The following is a 16695-nucleotide window of genomic DNA, read 5'->3' on the forward strand; positions in this document are numbered from 1 at the left end:
AGGTTTCTGTCATGGACTTTTTGCTCGGATTGTTGAGCCGGTTGACTGGTAACGAAGAACTGGCACGGCTGTTGTTCATCGCCGCGATTGGCCTCAGCACAGTGCTGGCGGCCGTTGCGCTCCTGCTATTGATGCTGGGCCTGCAGGATCCGGTGCAGCGGCGTCTGGCGCTGATCAAGCGTGGTTATGCTGGCAGCACGGTGGGGCAGGAGGCGCCCAGTAACCTGCAACTGCTGTTGGAGCGGATCGGCCAGCGTTTTGCTTCCACCGACCAGGCCCACACGTCCGCCACCCAGACCTTGCTGACCCACGCCGGTTACCGGTCTGCTTCGGCGGTGCAGATGTATTGGGCCGTGCGCCTGATGTTGCCGTTGTTGCTGGTCGGCATTGCGTTGTTGCTGCTGCCGATGGTCAAGGTTTCGGTGGCCATTGGTCTACTGGCGGTAACCCTCATCGCCGGTATCGGCTGGTTGCTGCCGGCGATCTACGTCGGCAAACGCAAGCAGGCGCGCCAAGGCCGGCTGCGCGCGGCGTTCCCGGATGCACTGGACCTGATGGTGGTCTGTGTCGAGTCGGGCCTGGCCTTGCCCACGACGATTGAGCGGGTGGCTGAAGAGATGTCGGTCAGCCAGGTTGAGCTGGCCGAGGAACTGGCGTTGGTCAATGCGCAGATCCGGGCGGGCATCACCAGTACCGAGGCGCTCAAGCAACTGGCCGTGCGCACCGGCCTGGAGGACATCCAGGGCCTGGTCAGCCTGCTGGCGCAAAGTATCCGTTTTGGCACCAGCGTGGCCGATACCCTGAGGATCTACGCCGATGAGTTTCGCGACCGGCGTACCCAGGCCGCGGAAGAAATGGGCGCCAAGATCGGCACCAAGCTGATCTTCCCGCTGATCTTCTGCCTGTGGCCGAGCTTCTTCCTGGTCGCTATCGGCCCGGCCATGATCGGCGTGTTCAGGGCCTTCGGGAATATGTAGACCTCCCGTGCCCTGCCGCAAGTCCAATGTGGGAGCGAGCTTGCTCGCGATAGTGGTTTGACAGTCCATGAATGTGTTGGCTGTCAGTCCGCCTTCGCGAGCAAGCTCGCTCCCACAAGTGATCCTGGGTGTTCATGAGTCTTGTGTTCAGCGCCGGCTCAATGTGGGAGCGAGCCTGCTCGCGATAGCGGTGGGTCAGTCGATGAAGGTGCTGGCTGTCAGTCCGCCATCGCGAGCAAGCTCGCTCCCACAAGTGATCCTGGGTGTTCATGAGTCTTGTGTTCAGCACCGGCCCATTGTGGGAGCGAGCTTGCTCGCGATAGCGGTGGTTCAGTCAATGAAGATGTTGGCTGTCAGTCTGCCTTCGCGAGCAAGCTCGCTCCCACAAGTGATCTGGGGTGTTCATGAGTCTTGTGCTCAGCGCCGGCCCATTGTGGGAGCGAGCTTGCTCGCGATAGCGGTGGTTCAGTCAATGAAGATGTTGGCCGTCAGTCCGCCTTCGCGAGCAAGCTCGCTCCCACAAGTGATCTGGGGTGTTCATGAGTCTTGTGCTCAGCACCGGCCCATTGTGGGAGCGAGCTTGCTCGCGATAGCGGTGGGTCAGTCGATGAAGGTGTTGGCTGTTAGTCCGCCATCGCGAGCAGGCTCGCTCCCACAAGTGATCCTGGGTGTTCATGAGTCTTGTGCTCAGCGCCGGCCCATTGTGGGAGCGAGCTTGCTCGCGATAGCGGTGGTTCAGTCAATGAAGATGTTGGCTGTCAGTCTGCCTTCGCGAGCAAGCCCGCTCCCACAAGTGATCTGGGGTATTCATGAGTCTTGTGTTCAGCACCGGCCCATTGTGGGAGCGAGCTTGCTCGCGATAGCGGTGGTTCAGTCAATGAAGATGTTGGCTGTCAGTCCGCCTTCGCGAGCAAGCTCGCTCCCACAAGTGATCCTGGGTGTTCATGAGTCTTGTGCTCAGCACCGGCCCATTGTGGGAGCGAGCTTGCTCGCGATAGCGGTGGGTCAGTAATGAAAGTGGTTGAATGTCAGTTCGCGATCGCGAGCAAGCTCGCTCCCACAGGTTTACTCCTGTCTGCCGACCGCTCAAACCAAAAGACCACAGCCTCCGGGAGTGCCTACATCGAATCGAATGCAGGCACTCCCGGAGGCTGTGGTCTTTCGTTTGCCGCGTGTTTCATTTGCTGCTGGTGATTTCTCCACCCGAGTCCTGGTCAAAGAACTCCGGGATCGGGTAGTTGAAGCTGTTGAGCCAACGCTGCATGGCCATCTCGCGTTCGGCGGCCGAGGCGGTTTGCAGGTTGGTGGAGGCCACCACGCCGCGAATCTGCAGTTGCATCCAGCTCTCGGTGCCTTGCTGTGCGGCCGAGGAGGGGCCTGGCTCAATGGCCCAGGCGGCGGTGGACAGGCTCACCATGCACACGATCATCAATTGTTTGGTCATCATTTCTTGAACTCCTCGTAACGCTCTACTTGACCGCGCCGGTTGAAGCATCGACGACCTCGGCCAGGTGGTTGGCGGGTGACGTCGCTGCCTGAGTGGCCGAACCCCTGATTTTTTCCGCACGGGCTTGGGCATCTGCCACTTGCTGGGGGCTGAGCTTGGCCATGTTCGCGAGCTCGGCGGCCTGCTTCCAGTTGTCCTGGTAAATCAGCAGGGTCACCATGTTGAGCGCGGCCAGCGTGTCGGACTGCTGGAGCTCCATGGCGGTCATGAACTCGAAGCGGGCTTCTGAAATGCGTCGCTGATTGAGGTAGACAACCCCCAGGTCATTGCGGATCTTGCCTTCGGTCGGGGCCATCTTCGCGGCGCGTTCGAGGTATTGCGTCGCGGCCGAATTGTCATTCCTGGCGGCCGCCAATTGACCCAGGCCATGCTCACCGTCAGCGGCCAGGCATGTCCCCAGCAGGCTTTTGTACAACGGTTCGGCCTCGTTGCGGCCCATCAGGCGCAGTACCCGAGCCTTGCGCAGGCGGACCTGGACCAAGTCTTCGGGCAAGCGTTCGAGGTTCGCCAGGCTGGCGTATAGACGGCCCTCGTTGGCCATGTCTTCCGCCATGTTCAAGGCCAGTTCCTGGTCGGCTCCGGGCTTGGCGCAATCGGCTGTGCGTGAAGCCACCACGCCGCTGCTGGCACAACCGACAAGCATCAAGGTCGCCGCTAATGCGATCACTGTTTTCATGGAATACCCCTTGGCGAACCGTTGGACGTCGCACGCGTTGCACACCAGGCGCCGGCTCATTGGGAAAGCCCGCTGCGGTTGTCGAACTCGCCATGTTCGAGGAAGTACATACGGTAGAAATTCGGGTCGTAATTGCGCAGTTGCTCACCCGGCAAGGTCGGCAGTTGCGCGTCGGCCGCCAACGGTTGGACCAGGTGCGGCGTGACGATCATCAGCAGTTCGCGCTCTTCGCGGTTGATGGAGTTGTCACGAAAGAACGCGCCGAGAATCGGCACGTCGCCAAGCCCTGGAAACTTGTTCACCTGGGCGCTGTTGCGGGTGCTGATCAGGCCGCTGATGACGAAACTTTCGCCATCGGCCAGGGCGATGCTGGTATCGGTACGGCGCACGGTGAGTGCGGGCACCAATGTCCCGGCGATGTTCACCGCGTTGGTGAAGTCCAGCTCACTGACTTCCGGTGCCACCTTCAAGGCGATGCGATTCTTGCCAATGACGGTGGGGGTCAGGGTCAGGCGTATACCGAATTCCTTGTACTCGATGGACACATTGTCGCTGCCGGCACTGGGTACCGGAATCGGCACTTCGCCGCCGGCCAGGAAACTCGCGCTTTGCCCGCTGAGGGCCACCAGGCTCGGCCGCGCCAGGGTATAGGCAAAACCGCTGCCTTCCAGGGCGTTGATCATCAACAGGGTCTTACCGGTGGCGAAAGACAGGTTGAACATGTCGTTATTGACCGGCAATGAAGGCCGGACAACGCCGCCGATGGTGGGCAAGGTCCTCGGCGAGCCGAACAGGAAATTGCCACGGCTGCCGAAAATCGACGTCGAGGCTTCCTTGAGCTTGGTCCGGCTGACTTCAACGAAACGGATGTCGGTCTGTACCTGGGCGAGCAGCATCGGGTCTTCGGAAGGCATGCTCGCAGCGCCCGTCAGCGCCTCAGTGGCCCGGCCTTTGACAAAGACCATGCTCTGGCGCGGTATTTTCGAACAGTCGGTCCAGACCATCAGGCTGGTGGCGCCGGGCGCCAGGCCCGTGAGGATGAAGGCATCGCTGCCACTGGGTTGCACATCGGCAATTTTCGGGTCGCCGACAGCCAATTTCGTCACGGGTGCGAGGATACGCAGTTCGCTCTGGAGCCCTTGGCCGACCTCGAAGGTCGCCGGCAGATTGTCCAGTTGCGAACAATTTGCCGCAGCGGCCTGAGCCGCATCCAGGCCAAGGCCCATCCAGAACAGGCCATGAATGAAATGTTTTAAAACGGGGGCGGTGCGCTGGGTCATGAAGTGATCCTCGATAGAGAGGCCATCCTTAGGCTTAACCAGTGCCACGGATCACTTGAGAGGCCCGGGCTGCCCCTTCTATTTCATCCAACCCTTCAGCGGTCCGGGCACAGGCCTCATTGCTACAAGCAAACGGGCGCATTACACCGGCCTGACCGAACGGCAGGCAGCTTACGAAAAAGCTTTATGGGAACCGGAATATCCGGGTTTTCGAGCAAGGAGACCGATGTCAATCAGGTCGTCTGAAGGGTGATTTGACCCTGCCTTGTTCTCGCTTCTTTTTGAAGGTAGTTCAAGCATGGCAAAGCGCCACGCCTCAAACAAAAAAAACGACTAAAAAGTGACGGAAGGAAAATTGGTGATCAAGTGGCCGTCAATAATTTGTCTTTTGCGTGTTTTTTGCGTGACAGATTTACATGAGAAAGAGCGCCGCCTTGCGACGAAAAAATCAGGATCACCCCGTGGTGTATATTTTTTACGGCTTAGCGCTGGTGCTCTCCTGCAAGCGCTATCAGCAGTGCCTCAGGCTGGTCTGGCTCGTGGAGCAGACCTTTCCCGTGGTGGGTTGTGGAGAAACATGAAGGGTTACCTGGGAAGCAGAACGCGCCGCTGATCGAGGTACTCGACGCCAAGGACCGGGGGCCGATCCGTCTGGATCGAGTAGGCCTGAGAGCCGCGGGCCAGGCTGCTGGCCACGGCGGGTATCAGTCCACGTGGTAGTGAACCGACAAGGTGCCTTTCTTTTGTGAAAGCGAGGCAATGGTGACTGTTCCCAGCTCCTGCAGGCACCGTACGTGAGTGCCGCCGCAGCCATAGGCGCACAGCTCACCGAAACCGACTTCTCGCGTGCCTTCGCGCAATGCGATCAGGCGAGGCAAATCCTCGGCAATCCACTCATCGATGCCTTGCTGGATGATTGATCTGTCCAGCTCCTGAGGATTTTCCCCTGGCTGGAATTGCACACGGCTTTCGCCGGGCCAGTGGTGGGCCTTGATCGGTTTCCAGCCACGGCTTTCGGCAAAATGGCCGATCAGGTGCCCGGCCGAGTGCAGGCGTGAATTCAGCCGCCGCCGCTGCTCATCCACACGGATCGTGGCCATGCCCGGGGCTACTGGGCGGTCGACGTAATGAATGATCTGTTGCCCGTCCTGAACGACGCGCAGTACTTGGCCGTCGTCGATCCATCCGGTGTCGCAGGGCTGCCCACCGCCCTGGGGGTGGAACAGGGTGGCGCGCAGCACCACGGCGAATTCGTTTTCCTGGGGGCTGCAGTCCAGGACTTCCACGTTGGCCTTGAGGTCATCGCTATGGAAAAAAAGGCGAAGCGTCATGGTCCATACCCACATCAGAAATTGTGACGGGATTATAGGTAGCGTGTAAAAGGGTGATAATCCGTTCAAATTTCAAAGGACTGTTGCGTCATGAGCACAAATCTACCGTTGCCGTTGCTCGCCGAAATGGCGGTCTTCGTCAAGGTCGTGGAGACCGGCAGCTTTTCCGAAGCGGCCCGCCAGTCAGGCTCATCGCCGTCGGCCATCAGCCGCAGCATTTCTCGCCTGGAGAAAGCCCTGGCGACCCGATTGCTGCAGCGCACCACCCGCAAGTTGCGTTTGAGCGATGGCGGGGAAGAGGTGTTCAAGCGCTGCCAGGAGATGGTCGCCGCCGCTCGGTCAGTGATGGAGATCAGCGGCCAGTTCACCCAGGAAGCGGAAGGGCGCATCCGCGTCAGCGTGCCCAAGGCCGTGGGGCGTTTCGTGATTCATCCACACATGCCTGAATTTTTGCGCCGTTATCCGAAGGTCGATGTGGAGTTGTTCCTGGAGGATCGGCCGGTCGACCTGATCGATGATCACGTCGACCTGGCTATCCGGATTACCGATCAACCATCAGCCGGGCTGGTGGGGCGCCAGTTGCTGACCATTGACCACCTGCTCTGTGCCACGCCGCAATACCTGGCGGAACACGGTGTTCCCACGCATCCCCACGATTTGCTGGAGCACAGTTGCATTTACTTGGGCGAAACGCCCAATGACGCGCGTTGGAAATTCAAGAAAGGCAGCAAGTCGGTCACCGTAGGCGTGCGCGGACGCTATGCGGCCAATCACACGGGGGTACGGTTGGGGGCGGTCTTGCAGCACATCGGCATCGGTAGCCTGCCGTATTTCACCGCCCGTCACGCCTTGGAACAGGGGTTGATCGTGCAGGTATTGGCCGACTGGACGTTCCTCGCTTCGTACCACGGTGGCTTGTGGTTGCTGCATTCGCCGACCCGCTACCTGCCGCCGAAGCTGCGGGTGTTCATTGATTATCTGGTGGAGTGCCTGGCGAAGGAGCCGACCTTGAACAAGGTGGCGGGAGGAGGGCGTTCCAGCAAGGTCGCGGCGCACTATGAGTTGCCGGAAAGTGACGGGTTGTTCTGACGGGCCTCATCGCGAGCAAGCTCGCTCCCACACTGGCTGCGGTTGATCATGACTTTCTGTGGGAGCGAGCTTGCTCGCGATGAGGCCCGTCCAGGCAACACATTTGGGCAAGGCCAAAAAAAGGCCCGCCGGTTTAACCGTGCGGGCCTTTTGCATGACGGATCGCAATCAGTGCTTGCTGTCCTGGTCCGACATCGCCAGCAATTGCTTTTCCTGGTTCCAGTCGAAAGGTTCGTCGTTTTGCTCGGCTTCGAAACGACGTTCTTCCAGGGCCTGGTACAGGGCGATTTCTTCGTCAGGCATGTAGTGCAGGCAGTCACCGGCGAAGTACCAGAGCAGGTCGCGAGGCACCAGGTGGGCGATCTGTGGGTAACGCACGATCACTTGGCACAGGAGGTCCTGGCCCAGGTACTGGCTTTCGATCGGGTCGACGGGCAATTGCGCGCGCAACTCGTCGAAGCGCTCCAGGAACAAGGCGTGGCTTTCTTCGGGCACCTGTTCGGCCTCACCCACGGCGACCAGGATGCTGCGCAAGTGGTCAAGCAAGACAAGGTGATCGGCAACGACATTGGACACGAGATAAGTCCTCAAGAGCAAAACGGGCGCAGGAGTATAAAGCCCTTGCGCCCGCTTTTATAGATGAAGAGCTGTAGGTGAAGAGCTACAGGTGACGGTGTACCTGGCCGTCAGTATCAACGGACCTTGTCTGGCGCCAGCGTCAGTTCGGCCTTGTCGAAATCATCCACGTCGATGACTTTGCGCCGCGCCGCCTCGGCTGCGCGCAAGGCCTGCGCTTCACCGGCTTGCAGCACGCCGGCCTCCAGGGCCGCATCGATGAGGGGTTCGCCAGGCGCCGGGTTGAGCTGCCCCTGCTTGAGCGCACCGTGCAGTTTCTTGTGCAGCGGATGGGCGGCCGCCAGCAGGTCGGCGGCGTGTTGCAGGGCGCCCACCGGATCGTCGGTCGATTGCGGGCGATAGCAACCCTGCAGCAACTCTTCGAGAGTCGGATCACCCTTGGGCCGGCCGATGACCGCGGCCACCTCGGCGTCGAGCCTGTCGCTCGGGCCCTTGTGACGCCGACCGAAGGGGAACACCACCAGGCGCAACAGGCAACCCAGTACCCGGTTCGGGAAGTTGCTCAGCAGTTCATCCAGCGCACGTTCCGACTGGCCGAGGCTTTCTTCCATGGCCCAGGTGAACAGCGGCGTCATGTGGTCCGGCGAATCCAGGTCGTGATAACGCTTGAGCGCGGCGGACGCCAGGTACAGGTTGCTCAAGACGTCACCCAGGCGGGCCGACAAGCGTTCGCGGCGTTTGAGCTCTCCGCCCAGCAGCATCATGCTCAAGTCCGCCAGCAGCGCGAATGCCGCGGCCTGCCGGTTGAGGGCGCGGAAATACCCCTGGCTCAAGGCATTGCCGGGGGCCCTCTCGAAATGCCCCAGGCCCAGGTTGAGCACCAGGGTGCTGGCGGCGTTGCTGACGGCGAAACCGATGTGCTTGAGCAGCAAGGCATCGAACTCGACCAGCGCCTGGTCCTTGTCTTCACGGGTTGCCAGGGCCATTTCCTTGAGGACGAACGGATGGCAGCGAATGGCGCCCTGGCCGAAGATCATCAGGTTGCGCGACAGAATGTTCGCGCCTTCGACCGTGATGAAGATTGGCGCACCTTGCCAACTGCGCCCCAGGTAATTGTTCGGGCCCATGATGATGCCCTTGCCGCCATGTACGTCCATGGCGTGGCTGATGCACTCGCGACCACGCTCGGTCAGGTGGTACTTGAGAATGGCCGACAGCACCGAAGGTTTTTCCCCCAGGTCCACGGCGTTGGCGGTCAGCATGCGTGCCGCATCCATCAACCAGGCGTTGCCGCCGATGCGCGCCATGGCCTCCTGGATACCTTCGAACGCCGACAACGGTACGTTGAATTGTTCGCGGACCTGGGCGTACTGGCCCGTCACCAGGCTGGTGAACTTCGCAGCGCCGGTGCCCACCGCGGGCAGGGAAATCGAGCGCCCGACCGACAGGCAGTTCATCAGCATCATCCAGCCCTTGCCGAGCATGGCCTGACCGCCGATGAGGAAGTCCAGCGGGATGAACACGTCCTTGCCCCAGTTCGGTCCGTTCATGAACGCGGCGCCCAGGGGCAGGTGACGGCGGCCGATATGCACGCCTGGGGTGTCGGTGGGAATCAAGGCGAGGCTGATGCCCAGGTCTTCTTCGTCACCCAGCAGGTGGTCGGGGTCATACGCCTTGAAGGCCAGGCCCAGGAGCGTGGCCACCGGGCCGAGGGTGATGTAGCGTTTTTCCCAGTTCAGGCGCAGGCCGAGGGTCTCCTGGCCCTCCCATTCACCCTTGCAGATGATGCCGGTGTCGGGCATCGCCCCGGCGTCGGAGCCGGCCAGCGGCCCGGTCAGGGCGAAGCAGGGGATATCGTCGCCGCGGGCCAGTCGCGGCAGGTAATGGTCGCGTTGCTCGTCGGTGCCGTAGTGCAGCAGCAGTTCGGCCGGGCCGAGGGAGTTGGGGACCATCACGGTGGAGGCCAGGTCACCGCTGCGCGTGGCCAGTTTCATCGCGACCTGGGAGTGGGCATAGGCGGAGAAGCCCTTGCCGCCATATTCCTTGGGAATGATCAGCGCGAAGAACCCGTGCTCCTTGATATGGGCCCAGGCTTCAGGGGGCAGGTCCATGGCCTGACCGATCTGCCAGTCGCTGACCATCGCGCAGAGGGCTTCGGTAGGGCCGTCGAGGAACGCCTGCTCTTCCTCGGTCAGTTGCACCTTGGGGTAGGCCAGCAGCACGTCCCAGTCCGGGCGGCCGCTGAACAGTTCGCCATCCCACCACACCGTGCCGGCATCGATGGCGTCGCGCTCGGTCTCGGACATGGGCGGCAGGGTTTTCTGGAACCAGTCGAACATCGGCGCGCTGAAATATTTGCGGCGCAGGTCCGGTAGCAGCAGCGGGGCCGCGACAGCCGCGAGCACCACCCAGAGGATCAGCATCAGCCAGCCGGGCGCGTGGCTGAAAATGCCCATGGCCAACAGGTAGACCGCGACGATACCCAGCGCGGGCAGCGGTGCGGTGCGTCGATGCGCCAGCCAGGCGATCCCGACAACCAGGACCAGTATCCACAACAACAGCATATGTAATCCTCCGTGAACCAAGGCAAAACCGACTTTCAGAGCTTAGACGGCATCTGCAAAACCGGCAGTCGGCGCGATGTGATTGAATTCCTGGGAAACCCTGGTTGCATTGCGCCAGTCTGGTTGGCAACAGCCGCGGGAAATCGTTCGTTAATAAGGTGAGAAAACGCCATTGTTTGGCCGGAATGCCGTTATCCCTGGGCCGGGGCTGTGGATAAACTCGAGGCAAGCCCTCCGTAGGAGCTGCCGAAGGCTGCGATCTTTTGATCTTGATCTTGATCTTGATCTTGATCTTGATCTTTCGCTTGCGATTCAACTGTCTGGGACAAGATCGCAGCCTCGTTGCACTCGACAGCTCCTACGCGGGGGGATGTTTTTCCAGAGGTCTTTCCTTATATGCAGCAATACCTGAACCCCGGCCGCTTCATCGACAGCGATCACCCCGTGGTCATCGACTTCGCCGAAAACCACCGCGGCACCGAGCGCGACCCGCGGGCCCAGGCGGTCAGCCTGTATTACGCTGTGCGTGAGGCGGTGCGCTACAACCCCTATACCTTCAGTCGCGACCCGGCAACCTTGCGCGGCAGTTACGCGCTGGCTGCGAGTGAAAGCTATTGCGTGCCCAAGGCCACCTTGCTGGCCGGCTGCGCCCGGCATTGCGGCATCCCGGCGCGGATCGGCCTGGCGGATGTGCGCAACCACCTGTCCACCCCGCGTCTGCTGGAACTGCTCAGAAGCGACGTGTTCGCCATGCACGGTTATACCGAGCTGTACCTGAACGACCGCTGGGTCAAGGCCACGCCGGCTTTCAACCAGGGCTTGTGCGCGTTGTTCGACGTGGCCCCGCTTGAATTCGACGGTCGCCACGACAGCGTCTTCCACCCGTTCAATCGGCAAGGAGCGAAGCTGATGGAGTACATCACCGACCATGGCCAGTTCGCCGACGTGCCCGAGGCATTCTTCTTCGAACACCTGGAGAAGTGCTACCCGCACCTGTTCGGCGAACAGGTGCCGCGCCTGCTCGGCGACATGCAGGGCGATTTGAGTCGCGCCTGATCCGGCGTATGCTGCTGCGGCATTTATCCATCGAGGACGCCGTGATGCTGAAGATATGGGGCCGGAAAAATTCATCGAATGTGCGCAAGGCATTATGGTGCGCGGAGGAGTTGGGGCTGGCCTACGAGGCCATCGATGCGGGCGGGGCGTTCGGTGTGGTGGACACGCCCGAGTACCGCGCGAAAAACCCCAACGGCCGCGTGCCGATGATCGAGGACGACGGCTTCGTGCTCTGGGAATCCAACACCATCGTGCGTTACCTGGCGGCCCGTCATGCGTCGGGTTCGGCCTGGTATCCTGCTGACGTACAGGCCCGGGCCCAGGCTGAAAAATGGATGGACTGGACCACGTCCAGCTTTGCCGCACCGTTTCGCACGGTGTTCTGGGGCGTCTTGCGCACCCCGGCCGAACAACAGGATTGGACGGCCATCCATGCGGCGATCAAGGAGTGCGACGATTTGCTGGCCATGGTCGAGCGCACCTTGAGTGAACAGCTTTACCTGTCGGGTGATGAAATCGGCATGGGCGACATTCCCCTGGGCAGTTTCATTTATGCCTGGTTCGAGATGCCCATCCAGCGCGCCGAGCGGCCTGCCGTACAGGCCTGGTACGCGCGGTTGCAGCAGCGCCCGGCCTACCGCAAAGCCGTCATGACCGCGTTGACTTAATACCTACTATCAACACACTTGACTGTACTTGTGCGGCGACGCCAAGCACCATTGCCTTGGTGCGCCGTGTTGCATTGCTCGCCGCCCGCCCTTATCTATTCTTTTCTTCCCTCCCTTCTTGGTGCGTAATCCGATATGAGTTCCGCTCTGTCCATCCGGCAGCTAACCAAAACCTACGGCAACGGTTTCCAGGCCTTGAGTGGTATCGATCTGGACGTCGCCGAAGGTGATTTCTTCGCCTTGCTCGGCCCTAACGGTGCCGGCAAATCCACCACCATCGGCATTCTTTCCACCCTGGTGAACAAGACCAGCGGCACGGTGAACGTGTTCGGTCATGACCTGGACCGCGAGCCCGCAGCCCTCAAGCGCTGCATCGGCGTGGTGCCCCAGGAATTCAACTTCAACCAGTTCGAAAAGACCTTCGACATCGTCGTGACCCAGGCCGGTTATTACGGCATCCCGCCAAAGATCGCCAACGAGCGCGCCGAGCAGTACCTGACCCAATTGGGCCTGTGGGACAAGCGTGACGTGCCGTCCCGTTCACTGTCCGGCGGCATGAAGCGTCGCCTGATGATCGCCCGCGCACTGGTGCATGAGCCGCGCCTGCTGATCCTCGACGAACCGACCGCTGGCGTGGACATCGAGCTGCGTCGCTCGATGTGGAGTTTTTTGACCGAGCTGAACCAGAAAGGCATCACCATCATCCTCACCACCCATTACCTAGAAGAGGCTGAGCAGTTGTGCCGCAACATCGGCATCATCGACCACGGCACCATTGTCGAGAACACCAGCATGCGCCAGTTGCTCAGCCAACTGCATGTGGAAACCTTCCTGCTGGACCTGAAACACGACCTGAAGACCGCGCCCCAGCTCGTCGGCTATCCGGCCCGCCTGGTGGACAGCCATACCCTGGAAGTGCAGGTGGACAAAGCCGTGGGCATCACCGGGCTGTTCACCCAACTGGCTCTGCAAAACATTGAAGTGCTGAGCCTGCGCAACAAAACCAATCGCCTCGAGGAGTTGTTCGTGTCCCTGGTGGAGAAGAATCTGGCGAAGGTGGCGGTATGAGCATGAGTTCCGAACTGCGCCCCAACCTCATCGCCCTCAATACCATCGTTTACCGTGAAGTCCGGCGCTTCATGCGGATCTGGCCGCAGACGCTGCTGCCGCCGGCCATCACCATGGTCTTGTACTTCGTGATCTTCGGTAACCTGATCGGCCGGCAGATCGGCGACATGGGTGGCTTCACGTACATGGACTACATCGTGCCGGGGCTGATCATGATGTCGGTGATCACCAACTCCTACGGCAACGTGGTGTCGAGTTTCTTCGGCAGCAAGTTCCAGCGCTCGATCGAAGAGCTGATGGTCTCGCCGGTGTCGCCCCATACGATCCTCATCGGCTACACCTTGGGCGGTGTCCTGCGCGGCCTGGCGGTGGGCCTGATCGTGACCCTGCTGTCGTTGTTCTTCACCGATTTGCAGGTGCATCACCTGGGGGTGACGGTCTTGGTGGTGGTGCTCACGGCCACGATCTTTTCGCTGCTGGGGTTCATCAATGCCGTGTTTGCGCGCAACTTCGATGACATCTCGATTATCCCGACGTTCGTGCTCACGCCGCTGACTTACCTGGGCGGGGTGTTCTACTCGATCTCCCTGTTGCCGCCGTTCTGGCAGACCGTATCCCTGGCCAACCCGGTGCTGCACATGGTCAACGCGTTCCGCTACGGCATCCTCGGGGTGTCGGACATCAAGATCAGCATCGCCATCACCTTCATGCTGGTGGCAACCGTGGTGCTCTACATCGGCTGCGCGCGGTTGCTGGTCAGCGGGCGCGGCATGCGCACCTGACCCCAGCCCCCTGTGGGAGCGAGCTTGCTCGCGATGGCGTCGGGTCATTCAGTCATTTCTGGCTGACACACCGCTATCGCGAGCAAGCTCGCTCCCACATTGAAATGCATTCCCTTGCGGGGGCTTGCTCGCGATGGCGTCAGTCGAAACACCACAAAAAAGGCCTCCATTCCCAGGAGGCCTTTTTTGCATCTCACATCCGGCTTTTCTTGCGCCGCCGCCACTGTCTGGCCACCCACCAGCGCCAGTAACTCATGGTGACGAAGTAGGCCAGGGCGCCGAGCACCAGGCCGGTCACCACCGAGCCCAGCAGGAATGGCTGCCACAAGGTGGACAATTGGCCGCTGATCCATTCCCAGGTCAGTTCTTCGGGCAGTGTCCGGGCAGGCACATCCATCAGCCAGGCACCGGTCTGGTAGGTGCAGAAAAACACCGCAGGCATGGTGATCGGATTGGTCAGCCAGACCAGGCTCACCGCAATCGGCATATTGCCGCGCACCGTGACGGCCAGCGCGGCGGCCAGCAACATCTGCAACGGGATTGGCAGGAATGCGGCAAACAGGCCAACAGCCATCGCCCGGGCCACGGAGTGCCGATTGAGGTGCCAAAGGTTGGGGTCATGCAGCAGGGTGCCGAGAAAACGTAAGGACTTATGTTCCCGAATGCTCTCTGGGTCAGGCATGTAACGTTTGAATAGGCGCCGGGGCATAAGGCTTCTCGGTCGGTTCAACGCAGTAAAGGCCGCAAGTATGTCTGGATTCTACGGCTGACAGATTCAGACTTTGTGACAATTGATAACGCCGGGGGTGCCGCTGAGCGTCTATGCCTGAAGAGGGGCACTCTAAAGGACGGGTTATGCGCACAGGGTTAGTCGCGCTTGCATTGGGGTTGTTGGCCCCGATTTGTTTACCGGCACTGCCGCCGTTGTGGCTGGTTGCAGCCATGCCGGTGCTGGGGTTTATGGTGTTGCCGTTTCGAACCTACCCGTTGGGTTTTTTCCTGTTCGGGCTGGCTTGGGCCAGCCTGTCGGCCCAGTGGGCGCTGGACAATCGATTACCCGCCGCCCTGGACGGTGAAACCCGCTGGGTCGAAGGGCGCGTTGTCGGTTTGCCGCAACAGGGCGACGGCGTGGTGCGCTTCGAACTGGCCGATGCCCATTCGCGTCGTACCCGCTTACCGACAACGATGCGCCTCGCCTGGTTCGGGGGGCCGCCCATCAACAGTGGCGAACGATGGCGATTGGCGGTGAAGCTCAAGCGCCCCGCTGGGTTGTTGAATCCACACGGCTTCGACTATGCCGCCTGGTTGTTGAGCCGCGGCGTTGGCGCGACCGGTACCGTCAAGGACGGGCGGCTCCTGCAAGCGGCCCGGGGTGCCTGGCGTGACGAGGTGCGCCAGGCGCTGGCACAGGTCGACGCCCATGGCCGCTCCGGCGCGCTGGCGGCATTGGTCCTGGGCGACGGCGGCGGGCTGAGTCGCGAGGACTGGCAGGTTTTGCAAGACACCGGCACCGTTCATTTACTGGTGATCTCCGGGCAACACATCGGTCTGCTGGCCGGCCTGGTGTATCTGTTGGTGGCCGGCGCGGCGCGTTATGGCCTGTGGCCGGCAGGGCTGGCGTGGTTGCCCTGGGCTTGTGCGCTGGCCTTTTGCGCCGCCCTGGGCTACGGCTTGCTCGCCGGCTTCGAGGTGCCGGTGCGACGGGCCTGCGCGATGATTGGCCTGGTGTTGCTGTGGCGCTTGCGTTTCAAACAGCCGGATCCGTGGTGGGCATGGCTGCTGGCGTTCACCGGGGTGCTGGTGTTCGACCCGCTTGCCAGCCTGCGGCCAGGGTTCTGGTTGTCGTTTGCGGCCGTGGCCATCTTGATGTTCACCTTTGGCGCTCGCCTGGGGCCCTGGCGCTGGTGGCAAACCTGGACCCGTGCCCAGTGGCTGGTTGCGGTCGGCCTGTGTCCGTTGCTGTTGATCGTGGGCTTGCCGGTCAGCCTCAGCGGGCCGCTGGTGAACTTGCTCGCGGTGCCCTGGATCAGCCTGCTGGTCCTGCCGCCAGCGCTGCTCGGCACGGCATTGTTGCCGGTGCCGCTCATCGGTGAAGGCCTGCTGTGGATCGCCGGTGGGTTGCTTGATCTGTTGTTCAAAGGGCTGGGGCTGATTGCCGGACGAATACCCGCCTGGGTCCCCGTTGCGGTCCCGCCGTGGGCCTTGGGCATCGCCGCTTCAGGGGCATTTTTGCTGCTGTTGCCCAACGGCGTGCCGCTGCGTGTGCTGGGGTGGCCGATGGTGCTGCTGATGGTGTTTCCCCCGCGAGAACACCTGCCGCAAGGGCACGCCGAGGTCTGGCAACTGGACGTGGGCCAAGGGCTGGCGGTGCTGGTACGCACCCGGCATCACAGCCTGCTTTACGACGCCGGGCCGCGCTTTGGCGAGGCCGATGCCGGCGAACGCGTCGTACTGCCGACCTTGCGCAAGCTCGGTGTGCACGGCTTGGACCTGATGCTCCTCAGCCATGCCGACGCCGATCATGCCGGCGGCGCCCAAGCGGTGCGCAATGGGCTGCCGACGATGGAAGTCATCAGTGGCGATCCCGACGCGCTGCCCGATGAACTGCAAGCCGGGCCTTGCGACAGCGGCAGGCGCTGGGAATGGGATGGCGTCGGGTTCGAGCTGTGGCGCTGGGCATCTGCTGTCGAAAGTAACCAGAAGTCCTGCGTCCTGCTGGTGGAGGCCGGCGGTGAACGCCTGCTGTTGACCGGCGATATCGACACCTCTGCCGAGCGCGCCTTGCTCGACGAGGCCCTGGCGCTACCGATCCAGTGGCTGGCCGCGCCTCATCACGGCAGCCGCAGTTCGTCGTCGATGGCGTTGTTGTCGCGCCTCAAGCCGCACTCGGTGTTGATCTCTCGAGGGCAGGGCAACGCGTTCGGTCATCCCCATCCCCAAGTGATGGCACGCTATCGCCGCTCGGGCCTGGCGATCTACGACAGCGCCGAGCAGGGCGCCATTCGTCTGCAACTGGGTGCGTTCGAGTTGCCGCGTACCGAGGCCGGTCATCGACGTTACTGGCGCGACCCGCCCGCCGTCGGGCCACCGGGGCAACATTGATCCAGCGCAACCGGCTGAT

At 61.6% G+C, this 16695-nt stretch carries 14 protein-coding genes; 7 read left to right on the plus strand and 7 right to left on the minus strand.

The genetic code is table 11. From position 1 onward, the window contains the following. Nucleotides 1-11: 11 nt before the first annotated feature. On the plus strand, nt 12-977 hold the full coding sequence (locus tag AO356_RS20015; RefSeq protein ID WP_060741207.1) for a type II secretion system F family protein: 966 nt from the start codon (nt 12-14) through the stop codon (nt 975-977). Between the two features lie 1177 nt (nt 978-2154). On the opposite strand, the gene AO356_RS20025 is transcribed toward AO356_RS20015, so the two are convergent. From AO356_RS20025 to AO356_RS20040, 4 genes are all read right to left on the minus strand, one after another. After that, a complete protein-coding gene (locus AO356_RS20025; RefSeq protein WP_060741209.1) occupies nt 2155-2424 on the minus strand; it encodes a DUF3613 domain-containing protein in 270 nt (89 codons plus the stop codon). Nucleotides 2425-2446: 22 nt separating this feature from the next. After that, a complete protein-coding gene (locus AO356_RS20030; protein ID WP_060743153.1) occupies nt 2447-3160 on the minus strand; it encodes a tetratricopeptide repeat protein in 714 nt (237 codons plus the stop codon). Between the two features lie 56 nt (nt 3161-3216). Next, nucleotides 3217-4440, minus strand: a complete 1224-nt coding sequence (locus AO356_RS20035; protein WP_060741210.1) for a type II and III secretion system protein family protein — start codon at nt 4438-4440, stop codon at nt 3217-3219. A 704-nt stretch (nt 4441-5144) separates the two neighbouring features. Further along, complete coding sequence (locus AO356_RS20040) at nt 5145-5771, minus strand: hypothetical protein (RefSeq protein WP_060741211.1); 627 nt, start codon at nt 5769-5771, stop codon at nt 5145-5147. Nucleotides 5772-5861: 90 nt separating this feature from the next. On the opposite strand from AO356_RS20040, the gene AO356_RS20045 reads away from it, so the two are divergent. Next, entirely contained in the window at nt 5862-6860 is a 999-nt protein-coding gene (locus AO356_RS20045) for a LysR family transcriptional regulator (protein WP_060741212.1), read from the plus strand. Between the two features lie 168 nt (nt 6861-7028). Here the strand turns inward: AO356_RS20045 and AO356_RS20050 are convergent, their stop codons facing one another. Continuing rightward, a complete protein-coding gene (locus tag AO356_RS20050) occupies nt 7029-7436 on the minus strand; it encodes a PA2817 family protein (protein WP_003204309.1) in 408 nt (135 codons plus the stop codon). A gap of 116 nt (nt 7437-7552) precedes the next feature. Continuing rightward, a complete protein-coding gene (locus AO356_RS20055) occupies nt 7553-10000 on the minus strand; it encodes an acyl-CoA dehydrogenase (RefSeq protein ID WP_060741213.1) in 2448 nt (815 codons plus the stop codon). Between the two features lie 396 nt (nt 10001-10396). On the opposite strand from AO356_RS20055, the gene AO356_RS20060 reads away from it, so the two are divergent. The 4 genes from AO356_RS20060 (at nt 10397) to AO356_RS20075 (ending at nt 13574) form a co-directional block, all read left to right on the plus strand. Further along, nucleotides 10397-11056 carry a transglutaminase-like domain-containing protein gene (locus tag AO356_RS20060; protein WP_060741214.1) on the plus strand — a complete coding sequence of 220 codons (660 nt, stop codon included), beginning with the start codon at nt 10397-10399 and terminating at the stop codon, nt 11054-11056. 44 nt (nt 11057-11100) lie between these two features. Beyond that, nucleotides 11101-11724, plus strand: coding sequence for a glutathione S-transferase family protein (locus AO356_RS20065; protein ID WP_060743154.1), 624 nt, complete (start codon nt 11101-11103; stop codon nt 11722-11724). 135 nt (nt 11725-11859) lie between these two features. Continuing rightward, entirely contained in the window at nt 11860-12792 is a 933-nt protein-coding gene (locus AO356_RS20070; protein ID WP_060741215.1) for an ABC transporter ATP-binding protein, read from the plus strand. Between the two features lie 2 nt (nt 12793-12794). Then, nucleotides 12795-13574 (plus strand): ABC transporter permease, encoded by a 780-nt coding sequence (locus tag AO356_RS20075; RefSeq protein WP_053124195.1) that lies wholly within the window; start codon nt 12795-12797, stop codon nt 13572-13574. Nucleotides 13575-13767: 193 nt separating this feature from the next. On the opposite strand, the gene AO356_RS20080 is transcribed toward AO356_RS20075, so the two are convergent. After that, a complete protein-coding gene (locus AO356_RS20080) occupies nt 13768-14283 on the minus strand; it encodes a DUF2062 domain-containing protein (protein WP_046063671.1) in 516 nt (171 codons plus the stop codon). Nucleotides 14284-14429: 146 nt separating this feature from the next. On the opposite strand from AO356_RS20080, the gene AO356_RS20085 reads away from it, so the two are divergent. Next, nucleotides 14430-16676: a DNA internalization-related competence protein ComEC/Rec2 gene (locus AO356_RS20085; protein ID WP_060741216.1), complete on the plus strand. Its 2247-nt coding sequence runs from the start codon at nt 14430-14432 to the stop codon at nt 16674-16676. The last annotated feature ends 19 nt before the right edge of the window (nt 16677-16695 follow it).

The organism is Pseudomonas fluorescens, assembly GCF_001307275.1.
GTDB classification, from domain to species: domain Bacteria; phylum Pseudomonadota; class Gammaproteobacteria; order Pseudomonadales; family Pseudomonadaceae; genus Aquipseudomonas; species Aquipseudomonas fluorescens_AA.

Excerpts from the sequence above, each read along its gene's own strand:
- AO356_RS20060 (WP_060741214.1), top strand. The coding sequence starts at position 10,397 with ATGCAGCAATACCTGAACCCCGGCCGCTTCATCGACAGCGATCACCCC.
- AO356_RS20015 (WP_060741207.1), top strand. The coding sequence starts at position 12 with ATGGACTTTTTGCTCGGATTGTTGAGCCGGTTGACTGGTAACGAAGAA.
- AO356_RS20040 (WP_060741211.1), bottom strand. The coding sequence starts at position 5,771 with ATGACGCTTCGCCTTTTTTTCCATAGCGATGACCTCAAGGCCAACGTG.
- AO356_RS20030 (WP_060743153.1), bottom strand. The coding sequence starts at position 3,160 with ATGAAAACAGTGATCGCATTAGCGGCGACCTTGATGCTTGTCGGTTGT.
- AO356_RS20065 (WP_060743154.1), top strand. The coding sequence starts at position 11,101 with ATGCTGAAGATATGGGGCCGGAAAAATTCATCGAATGTGCGCAAGGCA.
- AO356_RS20055 (WP_060741213.1), bottom strand. The coding sequence starts at position 10,000 with ATGCTGTTGTTGTGGATACTGGTCCTGGTTGTCGGGATCGCCTGGCTG.
- AO356_RS20070 (WP_060741215.1), top strand. The coding sequence starts at position 11,860 with ATGAGTTCCGCTCTGTCCATCCGGCAGCTAACCAAAACCTACGGCAAC.
- AO356_RS20075 (WP_053124195.1), top strand. The coding sequence starts at position 12,795 with ATGAGTTCCGAACTGCGCCCCAACCTCATCGCCCTCAATACCATCGTT.
- AO356_RS20080 (WP_046063671.1), bottom strand. The coding sequence starts at position 14,283 with ATGCCCCGGCGCCTATTCAAACGTTACATGCCTGACCCAGAGAGCATT.
- AO356_RS20025 (WP_060741209.1), bottom strand. The coding sequence starts at position 2,424 with ATGATGACCAAACAATTGATGATCGTGTGCATGGTGAGCCTGTCCACC.
- AO356_RS20035 (WP_060741210.1), bottom strand. The coding sequence starts at position 4,440 with ATGACCCAGCGCACCGCCCCCGTTTTAAAACATTTCATTCATGGCCTG.
- AO356_RS20085 (WP_060741216.1), top strand. The coding sequence starts at position 14,430 with ATGCGCACAGGGTTAGTCGCGCTTGCATTGGGGTTGTTGGCCCCGATT.
- AO356_RS20045 (WP_060741212.1), top strand. The coding sequence starts at position 5,862 with ATGAGCACAAATCTACCGTTGCCGTTGCTCGCCGAAATGGCGGTCTTC.